This is a genomic window from Stenotrophomonas sp. YJH_SMC_73 (assembly GCF_059370155.1).
Window position 1 is genome coordinate 145981 of sequence record NZ_JCAFTJ010000001.1, and the last position, 20273, is coordinate 166253.

Below are 20273 nucleotides of genomic sequence, written 5' to 3' on the forward strand. Positions count from 1 at the left end.
CCAATGGAAAGAAATCCATTTGATCAGTTTGATGCCCCATCGGGCGCTTCTTCAACCGGGCAGAACGTCTTTGACCAGTTCGACCAGCCCGATGAGATCGTGACGCTCCCTGCCGTACAGGCCGCCAAACCCGATTTCAGCGAGGTAGCGTCCAGCTGGGATAGCACCGCCGAGTTGCCAGGCAACGCCCTAGGTCGGTGGCTGGGTCAGTATGGCGGGCGCCAAGTCCTTCAAGGTGCTGGCGGCCTTCTCGGTGCCCTTGGCGGCGACGCCTTCAACCACTATGTCGTGGATCCGATTCGGCGCCGCCTGCACGAACCTACGGAAGAGGATATCGCTACGGGGCGGGACATCTTCGTTCCGACTGCCCCGTATCGCCAGGTCGGCGAGCAGATTGCAGATGAGTTGGGCATGCAGCGGCCCCAGACGAAGGCGCAGCGCATTGTTTCAGACATTGGCGAAGGGCTGACCGGGACAGCGCTCACCCTGGGCGCAGGCTCAGCGGCTAGCGGTGGCAGGGGGCTTGTCCAGACTGTCGGCGAGTTCTTTGCCGCAAATCCTGTCCTGCAGACCGCTGCCACTGTGGCAGGCACAGGCGCAAGCTCAGCCGTTCGTGAGGCGGGTGGTGGTACTGGTGCACAGGTAGCCGCTGGGCTGGCTGGTGGCTTCGCCCCGGGCGTCGCTTCGGCGCTTCCTGGCATGCGTAGCGGCATCGTTCCTCAGGTTGTCGCGGATGCTACCCGTGGAGCGCTGAGGGGCCGCAATGCTTCGGGTGAGCGCGTGACCGCCCAGGACGTGGAAAGGGCGATTTCCGATTTCGCGGCAGCAGGTACTTCGCCGAGTGTGGGCCAGGCAACGGGCGGGCGGTTTGCCCAGGCTACAGAGACCATGTTGGGCAACGTTGCTGGCGGTGCTGGTCCGATTGCGCGTCTTGCGCGCAACCAGGCGGATAACGCTAACGCGGCGGTTGGTCAGTACGCGGCGGAACTTTCTCCACGCGGCCGAGCAATGAGTCCAGAGCAGGCAGGACGTACCATCCTAGAAGGAATTGAGGGGAAGAGCGCTGCCGCCTTCGTCCCCAAGTCAGCCAAAAGGGCGGAAGAGCTTTACGGTCGAGTCTCGAAGCAAATTGCACCGGATGCACGGGTGCCTGTGGAGAACACGCAGAGGGCGCTGGCCGATCTGAACGCCTCCATCGAGGGTGCCCCCAACGTTGCGCGTCTATTCCAGAACGCCCGCATTCGAGGAATCGGCGGTGCATTGGACGAGGACATCAGCGGGATGGAGGCGGCACTGCAGCGCCCGGATGTACAGCGCCAAGCAGAGCAGCTGAAACAGCAGCTTGAAGGGCAGGCGCAGCGGGCAGCTGCGGAGAACGCGCGCCTTCAGTCACTGGGGATGCGTGGCTCGCTTCCCGTTCTGACGCCTCAGCAGATCGACGAGCAGGTGGTGGCCGCCGTATCTGGAATGGCCGACAACCAACTGCCGTATCAGGCGCTTACCAAGCTTCGCACGCTGGTTGGGCGGGAGCTCGATAACTACTCCTTGGCTGACAGCGTTCCCCGGGACAAGTGGAAAACGCTCTATGGGGCACTTACGAAGGATATGGAGGCCGCCGCCACGACACCCGAAGCGCGGCAGGCTTGGAGTCGGGCAAACGCCTACTACGCGGCGCGTAGCAATCGAATCGACGCCGTGGCGCATGTGGTGGAAAAGAGCGGCGGACCGGAGGCTGTTTACAAGGCGGCGTTTGGCAACACCCGAGAGGGTGCGACCACGTTGCGAGCGGTGATGCAGTCGTTGCCAAAGGACGCCCAGCGTGAAGTATCGGCGTCCTTCATTCGCCGCATGGGTCGGGCCACCGGCAGTCAGCAGAATGCGGACAGTGACGTCTTCAGTATGGAGACGTTCCTCACCAACTGGGCGAACATGAGCCCTGAGGCAAAGCGGGTGTTGTTTGACCGGCATGGCCTCGGCTTCCGGCAGGACATGGACAGGATCGCCAGGATGACGGATCGAATTCGGCAGGGAAGTTCGGTGTTCCGCAATCCCTCAGGATCCGCTCGCCTGATCTCCCTGATAACTCAGTCGGCTGGCACTGCGAGCAGTGCCGGTAGCGCATTGGTGGCGGGTAGTCCGCTGCTGGCTGCGGGGATTGTCTCTGGCTCGATGGCGCTGGCTGGTGGCTTGAGTGGATTGGCCCGCCTTATGACCAGCCCCGGCTTCGTGCGCTGGGTTGCGCAGAACGGCGAGAAGCCAGTTGGTGAGCTGATACCGCAAGCGCGTTTGCTGCGGGAAATTGCAGAGCGGGAAGACAACCCGGATCTGGATGCGTTTGCAGATCGGCTTGAGGCTACGAGGCCACAGCGAAGCCCGTAAAGGCGAGCACTACCAAGGCCGCCAGTAGAACGGGAACTGCGATCAGCAAGCTGGCAAAGGCAAGGCCGTATAGGCCGCCCTTCCGTCCATCAGAAAAGCGGTCGCTTTCCAGCGGCTGCGGCAGGGGGTAGCTCGTCTTTTTCCAGGCGTCCATTTCCCGTCCATCGGAGAGGTGTGGGGTCAGGATACACCTGGCCCCGCTAATCACTTAAGAAAATGAACGGGCACGGCACGTGCCCAAGGGGTGTGTAATGGCAGGTTCAAGAGTTCCGGCATTCTTTGTAGGGGCGCGCAATCGCTTTGTTAACGGGGCGGTGCCGGGAAACGTCTTTGACGCACGTGGCAACTATATGGGCAACGGCGGCAGGGCGGCCATCGCCACCGGCCTCAAGTTGCTCGCAAACGCGTTTGTTCCCGGAACGGGTTTGCTGGTGGACCGAGGGCTATCCGGCTGGGTGAACCGAGGGGCTGACTACGGTATCGGTGGCCCAGTCATGGAGCAGGTTGATATCCCGGGTGCTCCCTCGTCGAGCCGAGCATTCACTGCGCCCACGCCTTCGCAGATGACAACGCAGAACCTCGGCCTGGGCGCCCAGCGACCGGGCGGCAGCTGGTACGGCTACACGGGTGGAGCTGGCTCTATGGGCAGCTTCGGCAACACCCAGTTTGGCAATGGTATGGCAAGCATCGGGAACTGGAACCCTCATAGCGCATGGGGCCAGCAGCTGGCGGCTCCGACAGGGTCGAACCTTGGGCTGGGCAACAACGTGGGCGGCTTCATTGGGGGCGGCTCAGGCGGGGGTAGCGGCCAGACAAGCGGAGGCGGCATGCCGGGCATCGTGGGCGGCCGATTCGCAGGCAGTAACCCAGTGGACTACAAGCGCGGTTTCATCACAACGAAGAAAGCATAGGAGAGCGGCCATGACTGCTCCCTTGTCACCCTCAGCGGTGAAGGGCATCGCTGCAGTGATGCTTCGAGCCAACGCCGGGCAACGTGTCTACCTAGGCGGCTTGGACGTCACCGAGGTCGCCGCGAGGTTCCTCCTACGACACGTCGAGGAGGTGGGTCTGGAAACAGCGGACAAGAGCTTCCGAAAGCACGGGTTCACATTGGTAACAACTGAAAACAATAGGTGAAGGCTATGGCGTTCAAGCCAGGGCAATCGGGCAACCCGAGTGGCCGGCCCAAAGTGGATTTTGAGGTTCGACAGTTGGCGAGAGAGTACGGCCGGGAGGCCATCGAGAAGCTGGTGGCGATCATGCGGGGCGATAACGCGGCCCTCGCCAAAGCGGCCAGTGAGGCGCTGCTGGATCGCGGCTATGGCAAGCCAGTCCAATCAGTAGGGATAGATCCTGATTCGGAGCCGGTCCGAGCCATAACGGTGCGACTTGTACCTGTGACAGCTGACAATGAGCCGGAGGGCGCTCGTGGCTGATGACCGAGAGGCAATCTCTACTTTAGAAGCGGATAGCTCCCAAGAGTCCTGGGACGGTGTGACCTACGAGGTCTTCGCTGCCGAGCGGCAATGCCTGCCTGAGGATTTCGAAGGCCGGATGCAAGTGGCTGCCGCTGCAATTGGCGCCCCTTGGAGGGCGTACGACCTACATGAAGGGCGATGCCCCGCCCTGAGCGGTGGCAACTGCCAATGCGGGTTGGTGAGCTATTTCAGCAATGGACGCTGGATAGCGGGGGTCGACATGTTCCATTCGGTCCAGGACATCTTCACGCTGCACTAGCCCTACTTCCGGGTCTCCTTGCAGACGTACATTTCCCACTCCTTCTCGTACCGGCAGCCGACGCCACACTCGTAGCTCCCGAAGTCCTCGGACTGATGCTGGAAGGCCAATTGCCGCAGAGCGCCAATAGATGCCTCTTGGCACTGCTCGAAGGACTCGTAGTGACCGTAGATCGCCTTCGATGCGTCTTCGGCAGCCAAGGACTTCCCGGGCGGGTAGAGGAAGGCAGTCCATGTCTCCGACTGTTTGGAGCAGCCCTGAAGGTTGACGAGAAGAAAAAGACCGACGACCGGTAGTCTGGACATAGCCAGATCCTTGGCTTGGTAGAGGTAGCGTATCAGCGTCCGCAACGCGTATGCACATCAGGGTGTTGGGCACAGGGAGAGCTATGGCATGAGACGGTCTTGGCGGCGGCGCGTAATTCCGCCTTAGCATGTGCCTAGAGTCACCGGGCCGGCCACCATCCAAGCCCGGCGGCCATGTTCGAAGTTCACTTGAAGTTATTTAAAATCAAATACTTATATGAATTTTGTTCAGGGGGCTCGGAAGTTGGCTCCACTATGTCCTCCCTTGGTTAACGCATGGGAACCCTAGTGGCGCTATGATCTTTTGCCTGAATGCACTGGATGGCATTCCTATGAGGAACAGATGAGAGCTTCAGCCGCTCCCGACTCGATCTACAACGACCTGCTGCAAGAGCTTGCATCTCTCTACTTGGGAGAGAGTTCCGCAAATGAATTCACTCTTCGCCAATTGAAGGTGAAGGCTGATCAACTGGCAGGTGTGAATGCCGTTTGGGCAATGGAGATTCGCGGGCACCTCGCGCTCCTCTCGGATAAGTTGGAGGCCGGGCGCGAGCTTTTGGACCGGGTCTTGGCCCTCTCCCCGAATTCTCCGAACGTGATACTTCGATACATGCAGGGCCTTCAGCAGCGAGGATTGTCTGCCGAAGTGGCTGAGGTGTTTTTTGAGCATCGTCACGCCTTTGCCGGTAACGTAACGGCGACCAAGGAGGCGCGACAGATCTTGGCCAGTCATGGTTACTTAAAAGCGGCCGGCGAACTGAGGGCGGAGTTAGCAAAAATGAACGCCACTGTAGAAGAGGTCTCCTATGCTCCTGGTGAGCATTTGCTCGCCCAGTTCGATAGCGATGGTGTGACTGATTCTGACACCGCGCCGGTTGTGGCCTTCGTTCGGCGGTTCTTGTTTGAAGAAGGCGTCAACCTGCAGCGCGTGGCCATCACAGTGGTCCCGGCGGAGGACAAGATGCCGTCGGCTGTGTTGTACGAGCTTGAGGTCAGTGCGGCGCCTGACCGCGCCTCCGAGCTTGAATGGGATCTTTACGGCAGGCTAGACGCGGAGGGTTTCCCATTAGAGCTGGATAGGCGCATTGTTTTCAGTGTTACGACCGACTCAAAGGGAGCATAGCTGCTATGGCAATCAAGGAAGATGACCTGCTCACGTACGCAAAGTCGCTTGCATCAGAAGATGCGAGCGAATGCCAGTTGAGAGCGTCGATGAGCCGTTCGTACTACGCCGCCTTTCATTCGCTACTTCCTCTAGTTCAGGAACTCCCGCCGTCTGCGAATGCGGTTGGCAGGGATGTAAATCACTTTGAAGTCACCGAACGTTTGGTCGAGTGGCGAGTGGAGTCTCTCTGTCCGGCGCTCAAGGGCTATCGCGACATTAAGGCCCGAGCTCAGCGGGCTATGGATGCCGCGCGCGCTAAGCGGATCATCGCAGACTATCGGCTTGGTCAAGACGTTTCCTTTGCCGACACCTTGGGGCAGATCAATCGCGTAGAGCAGGTTATCCGTGCTACCCACAACCTTCTTGCAGTTGTCGAGCAGGACAGGGGTGTGGCAACTGGCTCGTCTACTGCATAGAGGGCAACGAGCCTACACCGTGACGTAGCAGTGACGTCACCTCTGACTAGCGCTTGCGTGCTGCCCTTTGGTGTATTCGCCGCTTGAGTTATATGTAGTCCTCCAATGCGTTCGTCATGCTTGGGCGATGCGTTCGCAATGCGTTCGCATCGATTTCGGATGCGCTCGCACTGCCTCGGGGTGCAGAAATTGCACCCCATCCCCGATGCGCTAGGCCATCTTTTTGATGGCGTCTGAAAGGTGTTCCGGCGACAGGTGAGCATAGCGCCGGGTCATCGCCATAGAGCTGTGCCCAAGCACCTCCGACACCGTATGCAGGGGCACGCCAGCCTGGACAAGCCATGAGGCGCACGTGTGCCGTAGATCATGCCAACGGACGTGCTGCAGGCCACACGCCTCGCGCGCCTTAGCCCACGAATCCCGGACCTGATCGTCTGAGGCGCCCAGCGGAAGCCGAGCCGCGATCCCTGCCACCTTGGGATGCAGCGGGACCAGTTGCAGTGTCCGCGTCTTGCTGGTGCGGTCCAGATGGATGAACCCGCCGCGCACGTCGTGAGCGGTCAAGCGCAGCAGGTGTCCGCGACGGATTCCCGTATACGCTGCCAGCCGCACATAGTCGCCCGCCGCAGCGTTCGGGCATGCCCTCGCCAGCGCCTCGACCTGATCGAGCGTCAGGAACGTCTCACGAGGCTTCTCCGGCAATAAGCCAATCGCAGCAGGCCGTTCCAGCCACCCCCACTCGCGCCACGCCATCCGGCTGATCTGCCGCAGGATGCGCCCCTTGTGGTTGACCGTGGCAGGAGCCTTCCCGATCTCGGCCGCTTTTATCTCCGCCCAAACCTGGGCAATCTCCTCCAGTTTCCGACCAGCGATGTAGGGCAGCAGCGCCCGGACATGGGCCTTTGTCTTGGTCGCCGAGCGCAGGCGCGGCACGTGGTCCGTCAGCCAGCGCTCGACCGCATCGGCGATCACTCGTTCCGGCTCTCTACCGGCCGCAATGTCCTTGAGCGCTGAGATGTACCTGCGTTCGTAGTCTTTCGCGTCTTTGAACGACCAGAGTCGAGAAGTCTTGCGATGCGTTCTTCCGCCGTATCCGACGGTAACTTGATAGTGACCATTGGCGCGCTTGGTGATGGGCATAGAGTCTTGGCCCTGCACTTGCCCAGCCAAACGGCCAGGTCTACGGGGTGAATCCTGTCTGATTTCGGGCCCTGGCCCAATCGACACGCGGCCAATTCGCCTATGCCTATGGCGCGGCGAAGGGTTCGTGGGTGGCAGGCGCAAAGCTCCGCAGCCTGAGCGAGCGTCATTAGCTTGTCAGTCGGAGCCATTACCCCTTTCCCCTTCGCTGGTCGTAGCGCCTCAGCCGAGCAAGAGCCTCCTCCATCTGGGGGGAGGTCGGGATCAGGGAGGCGCCCGCTGTCCCCCGGGATCTCCAGTTGCCGGAGTTCTCGATTGCTTTGTACAGCTCATTCTTCTCATAGAGCTGCTTGCCCATGAAGTTTCTGGGCACAAGGCCGAGTTCAGGGGCATTTCGTCGAAACTGGCGGGACGACACGCCGCAGTAATGGGCTGCCTCGTCAACGGTGAGCCAGTCTTTACCTCGAATGTCGAAACGTAGGGCAGCCAACTGCTGTCGGAGAGCTTTGATCTCGTCCTGTAGGGAGACGTCGGGTTCAGGGGTGTCCATCTGGATCTGCTCCTGCGTGCCTACCTGCACCCTGCCACAGTGCGGGCTACGTCGTAACCCCGGAGATCAGCCGATCCAACTTCAGGCGCTGATGCTTAGCCTGTCGTGTGTACTTCTTGACAACGGCGCTGTAGCTATTGAGTGTGCATTTCGAGAACTTCGTCGCAGGCCCGCACCTAGGGAATGGACAGTGGACATGCTGCCTGATAATCAACTATCCATCGGGGATTGTCGGTTCAAGATCAACTTTCGGAGTAGGAGCAACTGCAATGCAATGGAAGTTGCATGGGTACAGCTGGTACGTATGGTCGCTATGCCTTGCTCTTTGGGTATGCCTACTCCTTCCAGGCACCGCCGATGCCGATGATCTAAAAAAGGATCTTGACTACTTCGCGCACTGCGTGACAGGACCTTGCGATATATATGCCGGGGGTGGACGAGGACCTTACGAGTACAAGACCAAGATGTACTCTGATGAGGGGGCGGCCGCCGCTCAAGCGGAGGCGGACTACCTCGAAAAGAATGGTTGGGACATTCAGCAGCCAAGTTCCCCATGGCACACTCGCTGCGGTGCCGCCGACGTGAGTACGAACCCAGTGGTGTACTACCCTTTTCCACAGCAGTGGTCCGGGCATCTGAATTTCACACATACCTGTCAAAGCTATCGGCCAGATGGTCTCTCCCCGCCTGGAGCGCCGTATCAGTACGTTCGGAGTATTCAACTCAGGGCTGTTTGTCGAGCTGGATTTACGATGAACTTTGGGACCGGTCAATGTTCCAGAGTTCCCAATGCTTGCGATCGCTATCCTGCTAACAGTGGCTATGGTTGCGGAAAGAGCGTTGCGGAGCTTGAGGCGACCGCTAAGTCTCCGATTGACCCAACTCGCCTATTCCACGCGCAACAAACTTGCATTGCAAGGAAGTCATGCGAGCTGCGTTGTCAGATGGACAACTGCCAGTGGATGGAGCGTGTAATTCCAGCATTTGTCGATCCTTACCTGGGGGGCGAGGATCTGTGGCCCATGGTTGAAGCCTCCTGCACCGGCGTGGTCGCCGCCATGGCTGGTCATGGTGCCGTTGGTAAGTGGATCGCGGACAGAGAGTGCTTTTCTACCATGGGGTGGTATCACGTCCAGGTCGATCTGAAGAACGCGCTAACCCAATACGGTTGTGGATCAAAGAATGATTGGGATCTGGTCGGGGAGCAAATTGTGCCCTGTCTCCGGGAGACGCAGCCGGGTTACCCGCAGGCCTACTACGAAATGGGCGGAGTGTTTGTACATTACGCCCGTGAGAGAGTGAGGCAGCAATGCAGAGCTAATCGTCCTAGCGGATCGTTGGACATCAACACAGACATCGCGGGGAAAGTATGCGCAGTACCTCAGTAATACTAGCGGTGCTTGCAGCCGCTGCCATGACGTTCTCTGTGGGCGCGCAGAGCGACGATAGGCCGACCTGGAGTCTGAAGGCATCAACTCCTTCCACTGATCTCGTTGGCGAATGGGAGCTATCGACTCTGTCTGGCGCCGCAACGGCCAATGAGGTGTTCAGTGCGGCGGGCATTGCTCAGGTAGGTGTGGCTAGGGGAAGCTCCTTCCAGCTGAGAATCAAGCTCGTAGATCCGGCAGGAAACACAACCGATGTCACAGGCTCGCCAAAACTGATCTACCGGCCTAAGGGCTGCATGTCTATCGGGACAAACGGAGTCGCAACCGTACTGCACTCCGCCCCTGCACCCTGGACCTGCAGTACTGGAGACCCGATTCCAGTTACCGTCATCTACGCAGATCAGACGACTGGAGTGGCGGCGGTGAACATGTACCTATTCAAGATCGACTGAGAAGATGCTGGTGGTCCGAGCTGGCTGAGGGGCGACGCTAGCAGATTCTGTAAAGTGAGTCATTTTGCGAGTCGAATATTGTAAATCTCAGTGTAAATTCAATATAAATCAGATGGATACGTGACCTTTGTGGGTGCTGGTGGGCACCATCGAATCAGGCACTTAGAATCATCCGCAGCGCCTTCTTCGTCAAGCCGGCGCGACCCGGTGACCGCTCGGTGACCGTTTACGCTCCGCTGCTGTCACAGTTGGCCGCGGGTTGCCCTGCATCTTCGGGCGTCCACTGCAGAGCGCTCCTGCGTGCGCGAATCCAACGCTGGATGTCGCTCTGGTATCAACGGCGGACGGATCTCTCCCGACCCCTCGGCTGGCGCATGAGATCAGCACTGACCCAGCGAGTGCAACTCCAGCCACAACTCTGGAGTGATGGAGCTCGCGACGTCTACTGATTTCAGACATTCGGCTAGTTGCGTGCCCTCCGAACAACCGAGCAGGACACTACTGACGAGCCTGTTTTGCAAGCACCACGCAATGGAAAGCTGGGCGCGAGATACTCCCAGAGCCTTGGAAATTCTCTCGATGCCTTTTGCAGCTTCGACCCATCGCAGGAATTGTGCCTCACCCGCATGATCCCTCAACGTCGTGAAGTCCCGGAAGGACAGTCTCGAGCCAGGCGGGATGCCCTGGTCGTAGCGACCAGCGAGTATGCCCTGCTTCAATGGCGACCAAGTGAGCAACCCCATGCCATATCGATCAATCAGGTCTGGTAGATCTTCCTCCACAGCTCTGGTAGCGACCAGGTTGTACTCAGGCTGCTCGACGGACGGGCCAATCAGATGATTGGAAAGAGCGAAATCATGCGCCTCCGCCACCAGTCCAGCAGGCCACTTCGACGTCCCCCAATGCAGCACCTTGCCCTGCACAATCAACGAGTGCATCGTCCATACGATCTCTCCAACACTCACATTTGCATCTTGTGAATGGCAAAGATAGATATCCAGGTACTCCAAGCCCAGCCGTGTCAGCGCAGCATCACACTCCTCCACCAGGTGCTTGCGGCCCAAACCGCGTTGAGTCGGCTTGAGCTGGTCGTCCGGCTTTGCCCCGTAGAATGCTTTGCTACAGATGGAGTAGGTGTCGCGCTGCCAGCCGGCATCTCTTATCGCACGCCCCAGCTCCGTCTGCGCCCCACCCCAGCCATAATTCTGGGCGGTATCAAACAGATTGATTCCTCTATGGTAAGCCTGCGATAGCAACCTGGCGCCATCCGAATTACTCAGCCGCTGACCAACACTAAGCCAGGTGCCAAGGCTGAGTACAGACACGCTCAAGCCCGTCCTTCCAAGATATCGATATTGCATGAAAGTACCGGTAAAGACGGGGTGGCCATAGGACACCCCGTCACGCAGCAAGATTAGAAGTTGAATATCTCAGGAAAAGCTAGGCGTCTCGCACTTCTGGTCATATCCGCCGCTTTTCTGGTCGAATTTGCAATACCCACCTGTATTCTGCGCATAGGTTTCGAACCCGCCACCAGCGACGGCATCGGTCTCCTGCGGCGTCAGCAGCCGCGCGACCAATTCTTCACCCTGTGACTTCTTGTCGCTTGCATTCATCGCGAACTCCCTTCTGATTGTAGATCAACAATTGACCGCACTTCCCTTGATTTCTGTCGACCGCGGTCGGGATCGACGGGTACAACAGGCATGAGCCTCGGTGAAGCGAGAGAGCAGGATTGCCAAGCAATCACCGCTCAGGTCCAGCACACTGCTTAGATGGCGAAGGTGGGCTGCATGACCTCGTCAGCCTTCAGGCGCTCCTGAATCGCTGCCTCCGGATATCCGTTCTCGATCAGAAAATCAACTACATGTGAGTAGTACTTCTTCAGTCCAGCACAATAGACGCTTGGATTATCGAACTGTCGAGTGCGGCTAAAGCGATTCTCTAGTGCGCCCCCTCCGCATATTCTCACCCACCTGCAGTTGAAACAGTCATCGGGGAGGTTTGCTCGCGCCCGATCAAGTACCACAAGGCCTGGGTCATTGACGAAGCTATAGAGCGACGAACCGAAGATTGAGTACGAACGCTGCGAGGATCGCCACTCCAATGCGGGAATCAACGAGTCATCGCAACTCACTTCGCCCGTGCTCTGGATCACCACCACATGGGTTCGTTTGTCGAATACGTCCGTGGCCGCGGCGCGTGCAGGCGCATACTCTTGAAAGTAGCGAATTACCTTCGTTACTTCCCTCACAGAGATGTCCTGGTGGCTCAGCCACTTATTGAAGAGGCCTATCAGTAGATCTCCGTACTCGTCTGGGGTCTCTCCATCGACGAATGGTTCATCATGACTCCTGTCCGGCAACAGGAACCCCATATGACGGAACTTGAGCTCCTCAACGAAGTGATCAAATGTTTCTTCAATCGGGATGTCGCGTCCAAGCACACTTAGTACGCCGATTGCACTGATCTTTCGCTCGGCCTCCAACTCGTGAAGTCGCCCAACCGTGCGCGCGATCTTCTCATGCGATCCCTTCCCCTTATGGGTTACCCGGAATCTATCGTTGTACTCAGCCGGACCATCAAGACTGATGCCAACGGAAATACTGAACTCTGAAATCAGATCTTCCCACTCGGCCGTAAGGTGATATCCATTTGTCTGTATGCCAAGACTCAACCCGCATATGGGGGTCAACGTCTCACGCAGAGCAGAAACCAGTCCCCTGAAATCGCGAGCCCTCATGAGGGTGGGCTCCCCGCCGTGGAAGACGATGTTTACATTCCTGATGCCTAGATCCTCGACGCCACGCTTGATGTAATCAGCGACGGCTGAGAATTTGTCAGGCTTCATGATCGGATCACGGCCCTTGTAGGAATCATCGCCCATGAAGAAGTAGTAACAGTAGCTGCAAGCGAGGTTGCAGCGCTCGGCGATCTTGATGATGACCTGCAGCTCATGTAGCTTCTGAATCGGGGAAGATGTGTCGCTGTTGAGTACGTCGATCATGGTCGCCCCCTTGGCGTGATTCGGGAAAGATGAAACGGCGTGTACAGGGATCTTGGGGGGGATTGGCACGACACGATCGACCGTTTCGCAGAGCTGTCGGAGTAGTCGATGCGCACTGCTCCTCCATTCCGGCAAGCAGAAATCCATGCAGATCGAGCGTCCAACACATGCTCTCTAAAATCAAACCCATCTATTGCCGCGGGTTTTCCCCCAGGCCTCAGAGAGCTGCAGGTCTTCACTTCGGGATCAAGCACAATCACCCCGCCACCGGTAAACAGGCCGTAGTTCCCTTGGCAGTCGTTGCGTGAAACCTCTCGCATCAGTTCGGCGGCAATGCGGAACTGCTGGTCCTTGCTCAAGCCGCTGATCGCTTCGCGAAGCGCGTAGCCATTCTGGGCTAGAAGTTCGATCATGGCGTTCTGCACCGACGATCGCGCACCGAATGCCTCATTGAAGTCGGTGCGTTCATTGAAACGAGACGAGGAGTTATCCTGCAGGGTACTTTTCCAGAACGTGCCCAGAGCAGCTGCTGGATCAGAATCTGTCCGGACGAGGTTGAGGAACGTGTAGACCATCCCGCAGGAGTAGGCGAGTTGATACTTGCCCTCACTGATCAGGTCGTTCAATGGTCGCTTCCTGTACTCTGCCTGGTCGATACATGACTCTGCAGCTGCGCCCACGTCGCGCGTGATCCCTTGCTCCTTGCTCCCAGTCTCCTCCGAAAGAAACAAGCTTGCTGCCATTTCTGCCCCGCCCTCGAGCAGCATCATTCTGCTTTGCTGTGGGAGTGACTCCATCATTTGCACATCTTGATTCCATTGATGAAATGCTTCATGGGCAATGAAGTGAGATAAGTCTTTTGGAAAGCCCTTTGAGATGTCCAGGCAACCCGCACGAAGGCCAATCAGCAGCAGTCCGGGCAATGAGCTTCCGCTGAAGTGGCAGCCCTGCTGGGTATTGGCGCCCTGCTCAAGCAAGAAGATTACAGAGCTCACGCTGTGCTGCTCAGGTCCGAGGGCACGCCCATAGAACTTCTGGGCCTTCTCCAGCCAATTCTTATACTGGCTCCTGAACACCTGTGGCACGCCTTGATCGGCCAGCATCGTTGGAACGGGTACTGGCCGCCCATCGCTGAAGAATGCGTAGCCTTCGAACACCGTCACTGGAGAGCTTGCTGGGTGCTGTGAGGCTCCTGGATCGATATCGCCACATAGGCGTTCAAACTGCGGATCGTCAGGATTGATCAGAGGCTGTAGGTTGATCATGACAGTGGAGGGCGCCAACCTGATGATCAGCGGATACTTTCTTCCCTCCGGAAGCCGGCTCCTGCTGATATCCAAGGTATAGACGTGTTCGTCCGGGCGGGCGCTCTTCGACGCTTGCCACTCCTGCAGGTTGAGTTTGGGCGTACCCAGCGAGGTCACTCGCAAGGTCGCCTTTGACATGGCTGTGTCAACCTCAAGGCCGGACGCGAGGCAATCACGCTTCCCTGCCCATGCGTTTGCCGTGGGCAGAGCCAACATGAGCAAGGTTGCCAACAGCGCCCATGGCTTTGGAGCTATGGGCACCAGTCGAATGAAAGCTTTGCCGACAGTTACGCGCATATCACCCCGTCCACAGCCACTTCCTTGAATCCTCAGACTCAGCATTGCTCAGCACTCCCGGTGCTTTATCTCGAACCGTTCGTCTGCACTTTGTATTGTCTCCAGCCGATGGGCGATCACCACCCGGGTCATGCTCGACATCTTCACGGCCGCATTGACGCGCCGCTCACACTCGAGGTCCAGATGGCTGGTTGCCTCATCCAGGACCAGCAGACGGGGGCGGCGATATAGCGCTCGAGCGAGGATCACTCGCTGCTTCTGCCCTCCAGACAGGCTGGAACCCATGTCGCCTACCAGAGTTCTGTAGCCCATTGGCATCGCCTCGATATCGTCGCTCACTGCAGCGAGCGTCGCCGCCTCCCTGATGCGCTCATCGGTTGAGTCCTGATCACCAAAACTGATGTTGTCCCCGATCGTTCCGGCGAACAGCTGATCTTCCTGCATGACTGCACCGACCAGGCCTCTGAATCGTCCGTGACCCATATCATCAATTTTCTGTCCTCCAAAGATCACCTCTCCTTCGCTAGGCTTCAGTAGGCCGAGCATGATCTTGGCGAGTGTCGTCTTGCCGCTCCCTGACACTCCAGTGATGGCGATTGAACGACCCGATTCCACTTTAAAACTACAGTTTCTCAACACCCAGGGCTCTCCGTCGGAGTAGCGGAAACTGACATTCTTGAATTCGACACTCGAATCGTCCGGCACGTGGCACGAGTCGACTCCGTCGGCGCTCTCCTGTTCGCTGAGGGCGATATCGGACAACCGTTCCGCGTGCAATCTAAGCATCCTGAAATCCACCCACTTATCCGCCAAAGAAGTAGATCTATGAATAAACATGTCTGCGAAGGCGACAAATGCAACCATCATGCCAACAGAGAACTTCTCATCCATGACCAGAGAAGCAGCTATCCAGATCAGTGCGACTCTGCCCAGGCCAAAGATAAGGCCGTTGATAATTCCGAAAGAAATATTCAGTTGCTGAATTCGGATTCCGCGGTTTATTACCTGAACCGAAGCATTGGCATAGCGTGCGCGTCGCACATTCTGCTGATTGGCCAGCTTGATCGGAAGAATTCCTCGGATGCATTCTAGGATTTCGCCCTGCTGGCGTGCCGCATGAACAATCTGATCTTCGTTTGCCCTCCACAACGGAGCAAAGAACACCCATCGAAGCATCGTGTAAAGTAGAAATAGGCCCGCTACCAGCGCCGCCAATCCAGGGCTGTAGAAGGTCATTATCAAAAGAACGACAAGTGACATCAGCCCGTCCAACAGTGAGCCGATGAACTGGACTGTCAGCGTACTTTGGATGATCTGGACTGAGCCAAGTCGCGAGACGATGTCACCCACCTGCCGCTTCTCAAACCAAGCCAAGGGCAGCCGGAGGAGATGCCCCACCATGTTGCTCATCCATTGCGCAGATGTTGTTGCACTGATCCAGCTCAGTAGCCAGGCGCGTAGTGCCGTGATGACAACCTGGAAGACCGCAACAATTGCGAAACCAATCGCCAGCAGCGAAAGAAGATCTCTATCAGCGGATACGATGACCTGATCCATCGTCCACTGGAGATAGAATGGTCCAATGAGAATGAATGCCTCTAGCGCCAGTGCAAGCCCCAGAACTTGGAGGCAAGCCGGCACGAGTCCCTGGATGGTACCTGCCAGTCGCCGAAGTGAAATAGATGGGGATCTGTGCGCTGGACGGAAGTCGGCGCCTGGTATGAGCTCCAAAGCGACACCGGTGAACTGGCTTGACACCTCCAGAAGATCGAGCTTTCGGACACCTCGTGCCGGATCGTGAATTACAGCCGATCGAGGGCCAATCTTGCACAGCACGACGAGATGATTCATGCCCCAATGCAGGATACAGGGCAGCTTCAATCTTGATAGGTTGCCAAGATCGAGCTTCAGCGGTCGCCCCTCCATGCCGAGTGCCGTCGCCAAATGCATCATCTGCCTCAGCGTGACGCCCTTCTGGGACGATCCGAATTTCGCCCGCATTCCCAGCATATCCACATGATGACCGTGATGCCCCGCGACCATGGCTAGACAGGCCAGTCCACATTCAGCGGTCTCTGCCTGCAGAATCAATGGCGTATCGCGACGCCACCCAAAACGGAGTTCGGCCCGGACGTCCGCTCGCGAATGTCGATCGGGGCGCCTCCGCTCTGCCGATGCGGAGCCATCAGCCATTGGAGTTTTCCTCGAACACACGTCTCTGGATGCCAAAAAGCGGCTCAAACAACCATTCGATAAGGCGTCTCCGCTCTATAAGCACATCTGCTTGTAGCGCCATCCCAGGCCGGATCGACTCCTTGATCCCATATGCGGAAACGTACTGCCGGTCCAGCTCTACATCTACTCGATAGAGTGGTCCTTGATCCGCTGGCGGTAGTCGGCCAGTCAAAGCGGAATGTTCCGCTGGCGTCAGTGCGCTTCGGGAGACGATGGATACCCTTCCGTACTGCTGACCAAATTTCTGGTACGGAAATGCCTCATAGCGGAGGATGACGCGATTGCCTGGAGCGATGAATCCAATTGCACGACTAGGAATAAGGAGCTGCGCCTGCAGCTTCGCGTCGCCAGGCAGTATCGTTATCATGGGCTGACCGGCACTCACCATTTGACCGGTCTTAACAAGTAGAGCTGCGACGACACCTCCTTGTCTCGCTCTAAACAGTGTGCCGCGTTGTAGATCGTTTTGGGCCTGCGATTGAGCTACGTCGGCAAGCTCTCGCACGATTTCGTTTCGGCGAGTTGCGTCCTCTAGCGGAAGTTTCGCCAAGGACTCCTGGGCGGCAGCAAGCTGTTGCTGGAGTTCGAGCCCCTGCCGCTGCAGTTCTGCCTTCCGGGAGCGTGCGGCACGTACCACCGCTTGCTGCCGCTGAATCTCAAATGCCGAAATGTATCCACCCTTTCCCAAAGGCTCGATCCGCTCCAAGAGCGCCTGCGAGCCTTCAACTTCCTCAGCCTGCAATGCAACCTGTTCGCCGACTTGGTCCAGCTGTCGTCGTATGAGCGATTCGCGAGCAACCAGCGCCTCTCGCTGATGCCGGGCGACAGAATCCTGGGAAACGAGATCGGCCCTGTAGCGCCCCTCCTTTTCCGCAAGCTGCTCATCAATTGATGCTCGGGTTGCACCAAGTCGAACCGTGTCCTGATCGCTTGAGATCTCCATCAGGACTTCGTCTGCCTGTATGGATTGGCCATCTTCAACATGTAGTCGCGCGACTGTTCCCGGGCTAAGAGCGGTGATATTGATCAGTCCGCTAGCGGGCACCAGTTGACCCGTCACCGTTTCTCGGCGGGTGTATTGGCCTAGGACCAGGAACAGGCCCATAGCAGTCGTTAGCAGAAGGATCAGGCAAAGCCATAGCCAGCGAGAAGGTGGTCCGGCAAGCAGGGTCTCGCCGAGGCCACTATGCTGATCTTCAGGTGAAGCCTCTCTGCGAAAGAGGTTATCTGCCACGGCATACCTCGCGCCATTGATGCACAGTCGCGATGTCGCTCAGCCTCGAAATGAGGCGATGTCCGCAATCGGCTCCGGTGGCTATGCCCCCCCCAGCCGGGCATCTGTCGCCATTGGCGTCGGGCCTAGACCAGCCCCGCTGGTCCTTGATCGCAGCGCACGCGAAAACAGGAAATGCCCCCATCGAATTTCTCCGCCACCATCCTTGTATGCAATTTCTTTATGGAAGTATTTGCATGGCGTCAACCCCTTCGGCGTGGAGCGTGGAGCGGGGTGCATCGAAGATGGTGGCAATGCTTTGATCTCACATAGTCACCCTCGGCGTTGCGGTGTACGCAGGTCAGCGCCAAGCAGACGAAAGGCGACACAATGGTGGGGGTGCGCTTGGATCCCCTGCATCACCAGTTGACTTGGCCGCCTGAATCCAGCCGCTACGAAAACCGAAGTGAGGTTCGGGGGAGTGATGTAGGTGGGGGGATGTATCGGCCCGTCCTGACCAGTGCTGCAATCGGCATGACATGTCAGGGGCTCCCTTCCTTACTGCCATGTGGATTGCGACACGATCAATCGTGGAGACATTGCTCTCTTTCATCGCAATCAGCATCAAATTGTCGGCCTGTTTTCGGGGGCATAACTGAGACCAGTGCAGGCAATCGTGAATGATGGCGGCCCGGCCCTACCAGCGTGTCTTGGGAGTGGCGACATGTAGGATTCTCGGGATGGACGCTCCGTCATGCACGAATCCCGCGAAATGTGGGTAGTGTGAGTGCTGGTGGGCCCACCGCAGGAATGGCACTTGGGTTCCGCCCAGGTGCTCTTTTTTGTGCCGCGGGCAGAATTCACGTGGGGCAGGAGCGCGGGGTTGCCAGCGGTCCAGGTGAGCCTGATCGTCAGTGTCACGGATGTCCATGGTCATACCCCTCACCTCTGCTATCACCTCCGAAACAGCGATTGGTCTCTGATGGCCGGTCTGTCTCTGAATGCAATGATGGATGGCTCCACCACGATGGCAACGATTCACCTGGTCGAAGGGCCCGTCGGTGCGGGCAAATCCACGTTTGTTGCCGAGCTGCGAAGTCTGCACACGGCTGCAGGATTCATTCTGGACGCGTGGTTCGTACGGCTGTACAGCCCGGACCGTCCCGCCGCCAACCTGATGGAATGGTATGCCGCAAGGAAGGCGCGTTGCATGGCGCAGATATGGATCACAGCCTGCGAAGTGCTCGATACGGGTCGCGACGTTGTACTCGAGCTGGGTCTGGTGGAGAGAGCCAGCCGCGAGAGCTTCTACGCGCAGGTCAGGGAGGCGGGCTACGATCTGGCCGTGTATCTCCTGGATGCCCCACGTGACGTTCGTCGTGATCGCGTCCGCCAGCGCAATCGCGAGAAAGGCCCAACGTTTTCCATGGATGTGCCGGATGCCTTCTTTGAGTTGGCGAGCGACCATTGGGAGCCCATGGACCAAACCGAGTGCGAGATCTACGACGTCCAGGTAATCACCTGGAATCCAGGGTCTGCTTCTGGTGGATGAGGGATATCAAGGCTGCCGGGTGCTTCAGGAGCGATGCGATGGCGTGTCATCTGCCCTGCAGCCGCGATTCTGGTTCAAGGAAGGCGGCAGCGGCAGCCGCCATGCGGCTGCCGCTCATGTGGACGTCCTGCTGCTTGCAACTACTTCGGCATCAACACCGTGTCGATCACGTGGATCACGCCATTGGACTGGCCGACATCGGCAATGCTGATCCCCGCCTTGCCGCCCTTCGCATCGATGACCCAAAGCTTGCCATCGTGCAGTGCGACGGTGAGGGATTCACCTTCAACGGTCTTCAGCGTCGCCTTGCCGCCGTGCTTCCTGGCATCGGCCATCAGCTGCGCTGAACTGTAGTTGCCTGGCACCACGTGGTAGGTCAGGATCTTGGTCAGTTGTGCCTTGTTTTCAGGTTTCACCAGCGTATCGACCGTACCTGCGGGCAGCTTGCTGAAGGCTGCATTGGTGGGCGCGAAGACGGTGAAGGGGCCGGCGCCATTGAGGGTATCGACCAGGCCCGCTGCCTTGACCGCAGCGACCAGGGTCGTGTGGTCCTTGGAGTTGATGGCGTTCTGGACGATGGTCCTGGTGGGATACATCTCCGCTCCGCCGACCACCACGGTACTGGCGGCGAAGCTCATTGAAGTGGCTGAGACGAGTACGGCGAAGCTGACTGTGGCGGCTATCCGCTGAAGGGCTTTCACGGCGCGTTCCTCTATGGGATGCCCGCAAGGCGCGAGCATCCTACATACGCGCTGGCGCGGCCCTTGGATGCAGGCAGATGCATCAGTGCGCGTTGTCGCTTGAAACGTCGCAGCGTTGTAAAAGCCGAGTGAACGACTGCCCCTGCCGGCGGCTACGCAGTACGAACTGCGCGCCGCTCAGCGGCGCGGATGGCGGATGTCGGAAGCGCAGCCAGAAAGGCGCGCGTTGCTGATGGCCTGGCGGACACCACAGCCACGGCATGACAGCACGGTTCCACCGGCAACGTGTTCCATCTCATGCTCGTCCCACACGCTCGTCGATCCGCAGGCGGTGCAGGTGGCGACGATCTGCAGTGCGCGGGCCAGGTCGCCCTGCTCCCCAGCCTTGTAGGTGAGATCGGTGATCTGAAAAATGCCGGTATGACTCAT

18 protein-coding genes are annotated in these 20273 nt (G+C 58.2%); 5 read left to right on the forward strand and 13 right to left on the reverse strand.

Annotation, left to right across the window (positions count from 1 at the left end; all coding sequences use genetic code 11):
* Positions 1–3 precede the first annotated feature (3 nt).
* Positions 4–2379, forward strand: a complete 2376-nt coding sequence (locus tag AC5P8R_RS00695; RefSeq protein WP_495222901.1) for a TrbL/VirB6 family protein — start codon at positions 4–6, stop codon at positions 2377–2379.
* On the opposite strand, the gene AC5P8R_RS00700 is transcribed toward AC5P8R_RS00695, so the two are convergent.
* Positions 2354–2533: a hypothetical protein gene (locus tag AC5P8R_RS00700; protein ID WP_495222902.1), complete on the reverse strand. Its 180-nt coding sequence runs from the start codon at positions 2531–2533 to the stop codon at positions 2354–2356. The genes AC5P8R_RS00695 and AC5P8R_RS00700 overlap by 26 nt on opposite strands.
* Positions 2534–3521: 988 nt before the next feature.
* On the opposite strand from AC5P8R_RS00700, the gene AC5P8R_RS00705 reads away from it, so the two are divergent.
* On the forward strand, positions 3522–3815 hold the full coding sequence (locus AC5P8R_RS00705) for a DUF5681 domain-containing protein (protein WP_495222903.1): 294 nt from the start codon (positions 3522–3524) through the stop codon (positions 3813–3815).
* Positions 3816–4118: 303 nt separating this feature from the next.
* On the opposite strand, the gene AC5P8R_RS00710 is transcribed toward AC5P8R_RS00705, so the two are convergent.
* Positions 4119–4421: a hypothetical protein gene (locus AC5P8R_RS00710; RefSeq protein WP_495222904.1), complete on the reverse strand. Its 303-nt coding sequence runs from the start codon at positions 4419–4421 to the stop codon at positions 4119–4121.
* Between the two features lie 343 nt (positions 4422–4764).
* Here AC5P8R_RS00710 and AC5P8R_RS00715 point away from each other — a divergent pair, with 343 nt between their 5' ends.
* Both AC5P8R_RS00715 and AC5P8R_RS00720 read left to right on the forward strand, forming a co-directional pair.
* On the forward strand, positions 4765–5544 hold the full coding sequence (locus AC5P8R_RS00715; RefSeq protein ID WP_495222905.1) for a hypothetical protein: 780 nt from the start codon (positions 4765–4767) through the stop codon (positions 5542–5544).
* 5 nt (positions 5545–5549) lie between these two features.
* Positions 5550–6002, forward strand: a complete 453-nt coding sequence (locus tag AC5P8R_RS00720) for a hypothetical protein (RefSeq protein WP_495222906.1) — start codon at positions 5550–5552, stop codon at positions 6000–6002.
* Between the two features lie 210 nt (positions 6003–6212).
* Here the strand turns inward: AC5P8R_RS00720 and AC5P8R_RS00725 are convergent, their stop codons facing one another.
* From AC5P8R_RS00725 to AC5P8R_RS00765, 9 genes are all read right to left on the reverse strand, one after another.
* The gene (locus AC5P8R_RS00725; protein WP_495222907.1) at positions 6213–7142 is read right to left on the reverse strand and encodes a tyrosine-type recombinase/integrase; all 930 of its coding nucleotides are present in this window, start codon (positions 7140–7142) and stop codon (positions 6213–6215) included.
* Positions 7143–7332: 190 nt separating this feature from the next.
* The gene (locus AC5P8R_RS00730; protein WP_495222908.1) at positions 7333–7692 is read right to left on the reverse strand and encodes a hypothetical protein; all 360 of its coding nucleotides are present in this window, start codon (positions 7690–7692) and stop codon (positions 7333–7335) included.
* Between the two features lie 2220 nt (positions 7693–9912).
* Positions 9913–10857, reverse strand: coding sequence for an aldo/keto reductase family protein (locus AC5P8R_RS00735; RefSeq protein ID WP_158490976.1), 945 nt, complete (start codon positions 10855–10857; stop codon positions 9913–9915).
* Positions 10858–10962: 105 nt separating this feature from the next.
* On the reverse strand, positions 10963–11148 hold the full coding sequence (locus AC5P8R_RS00740; protein WP_049404788.1) for a hypothetical protein: 186 nt from the start codon (positions 11146–11148) through the stop codon (positions 10963–10965).
* 155 nt (positions 11149–11303) lie between these two features.
* Entirely contained in the window at positions 11304–12539 is a 1236-nt protein-coding gene (locus tag AC5P8R_RS00745; RefSeq protein WP_049404786.1) for a radical SAM protein, read from the reverse strand.
* Positions 12536–14143: a hypothetical protein gene (locus AC5P8R_RS00750; protein WP_495222909.1), complete on the reverse strand. Its 1608-nt coding sequence runs from the start codon at positions 14141–14143 to the stop codon at positions 12536–12538. Before AC5P8R_RS00750 ends, AC5P8R_RS00745 begins: the two co-directional genes overlap by 4 nt.
* A gap of 48 nt (positions 14144–14191) precedes the next feature.
* A complete protein-coding gene (locus AC5P8R_RS00755) occupies positions 14192–16336 on the reverse strand; it encodes a peptidase domain-containing ABC transporter (RefSeq protein WP_495222910.1) in 2145 nt (714 codons plus the stop codon).
* The gene (locus AC5P8R_RS00760; RefSeq protein WP_080354603.1) at positions 16329–17612 is read right to left on the reverse strand and encodes a beta-barrel domain-containing protein; all 1284 of its coding nucleotides are present in this window, start codon (positions 17610–17612) and stop codon (positions 16329–16331) included. Before AC5P8R_RS00760 ends, AC5P8R_RS00755 begins: the two co-directional genes overlap by 8 nt.
* Before the next feature lie 340 nt (positions 17613–17952).
* Positions 17953–18276: a DUF1353 domain-containing protein gene (locus AC5P8R_RS00765; RefSeq protein WP_495222984.1), complete on the reverse strand. Its 324-nt coding sequence runs from the start codon at positions 18274–18276 to the stop codon at positions 17953–17955.
* A 132-nt stretch (positions 18277–18408) separates the two neighbouring features.
* On the opposite strand from AC5P8R_RS00765, the gene AC5P8R_RS00770 reads away from it, so the two are divergent.
* Complete coding sequence (locus tag AC5P8R_RS00770; RefSeq protein WP_495222911.1) at positions 18409–19143, forward strand: P-loop nucleotide/nucleoside kinase family protein; 735 nt, start codon at positions 18409–18411, stop codon at positions 19141–19143.
* A 140-nt stretch (positions 19144–19283) separates the two neighbouring features.
* On the opposite strand, the gene AC5P8R_RS00775 is transcribed toward AC5P8R_RS00770, so the two are convergent.
* The gene (locus AC5P8R_RS00775; RefSeq protein ID WP_495222912.1) at positions 19284–19844 is read right to left on the reverse strand and encodes a fasciclin domain-containing protein; all 561 of its coding nucleotides are present in this window, start codon (positions 19842–19844) and stop codon (positions 19284–19286) included.
* Between the two features lie 177 nt (positions 19845–20021).
* On the reverse strand, positions 20022–20273 hold the full coding sequence (locus AC5P8R_RS00780; RefSeq protein WP_014648542.1) for a hypothetical protein: 252 nt from the start codon (positions 20271–20273) through the stop codon (positions 20022–20024).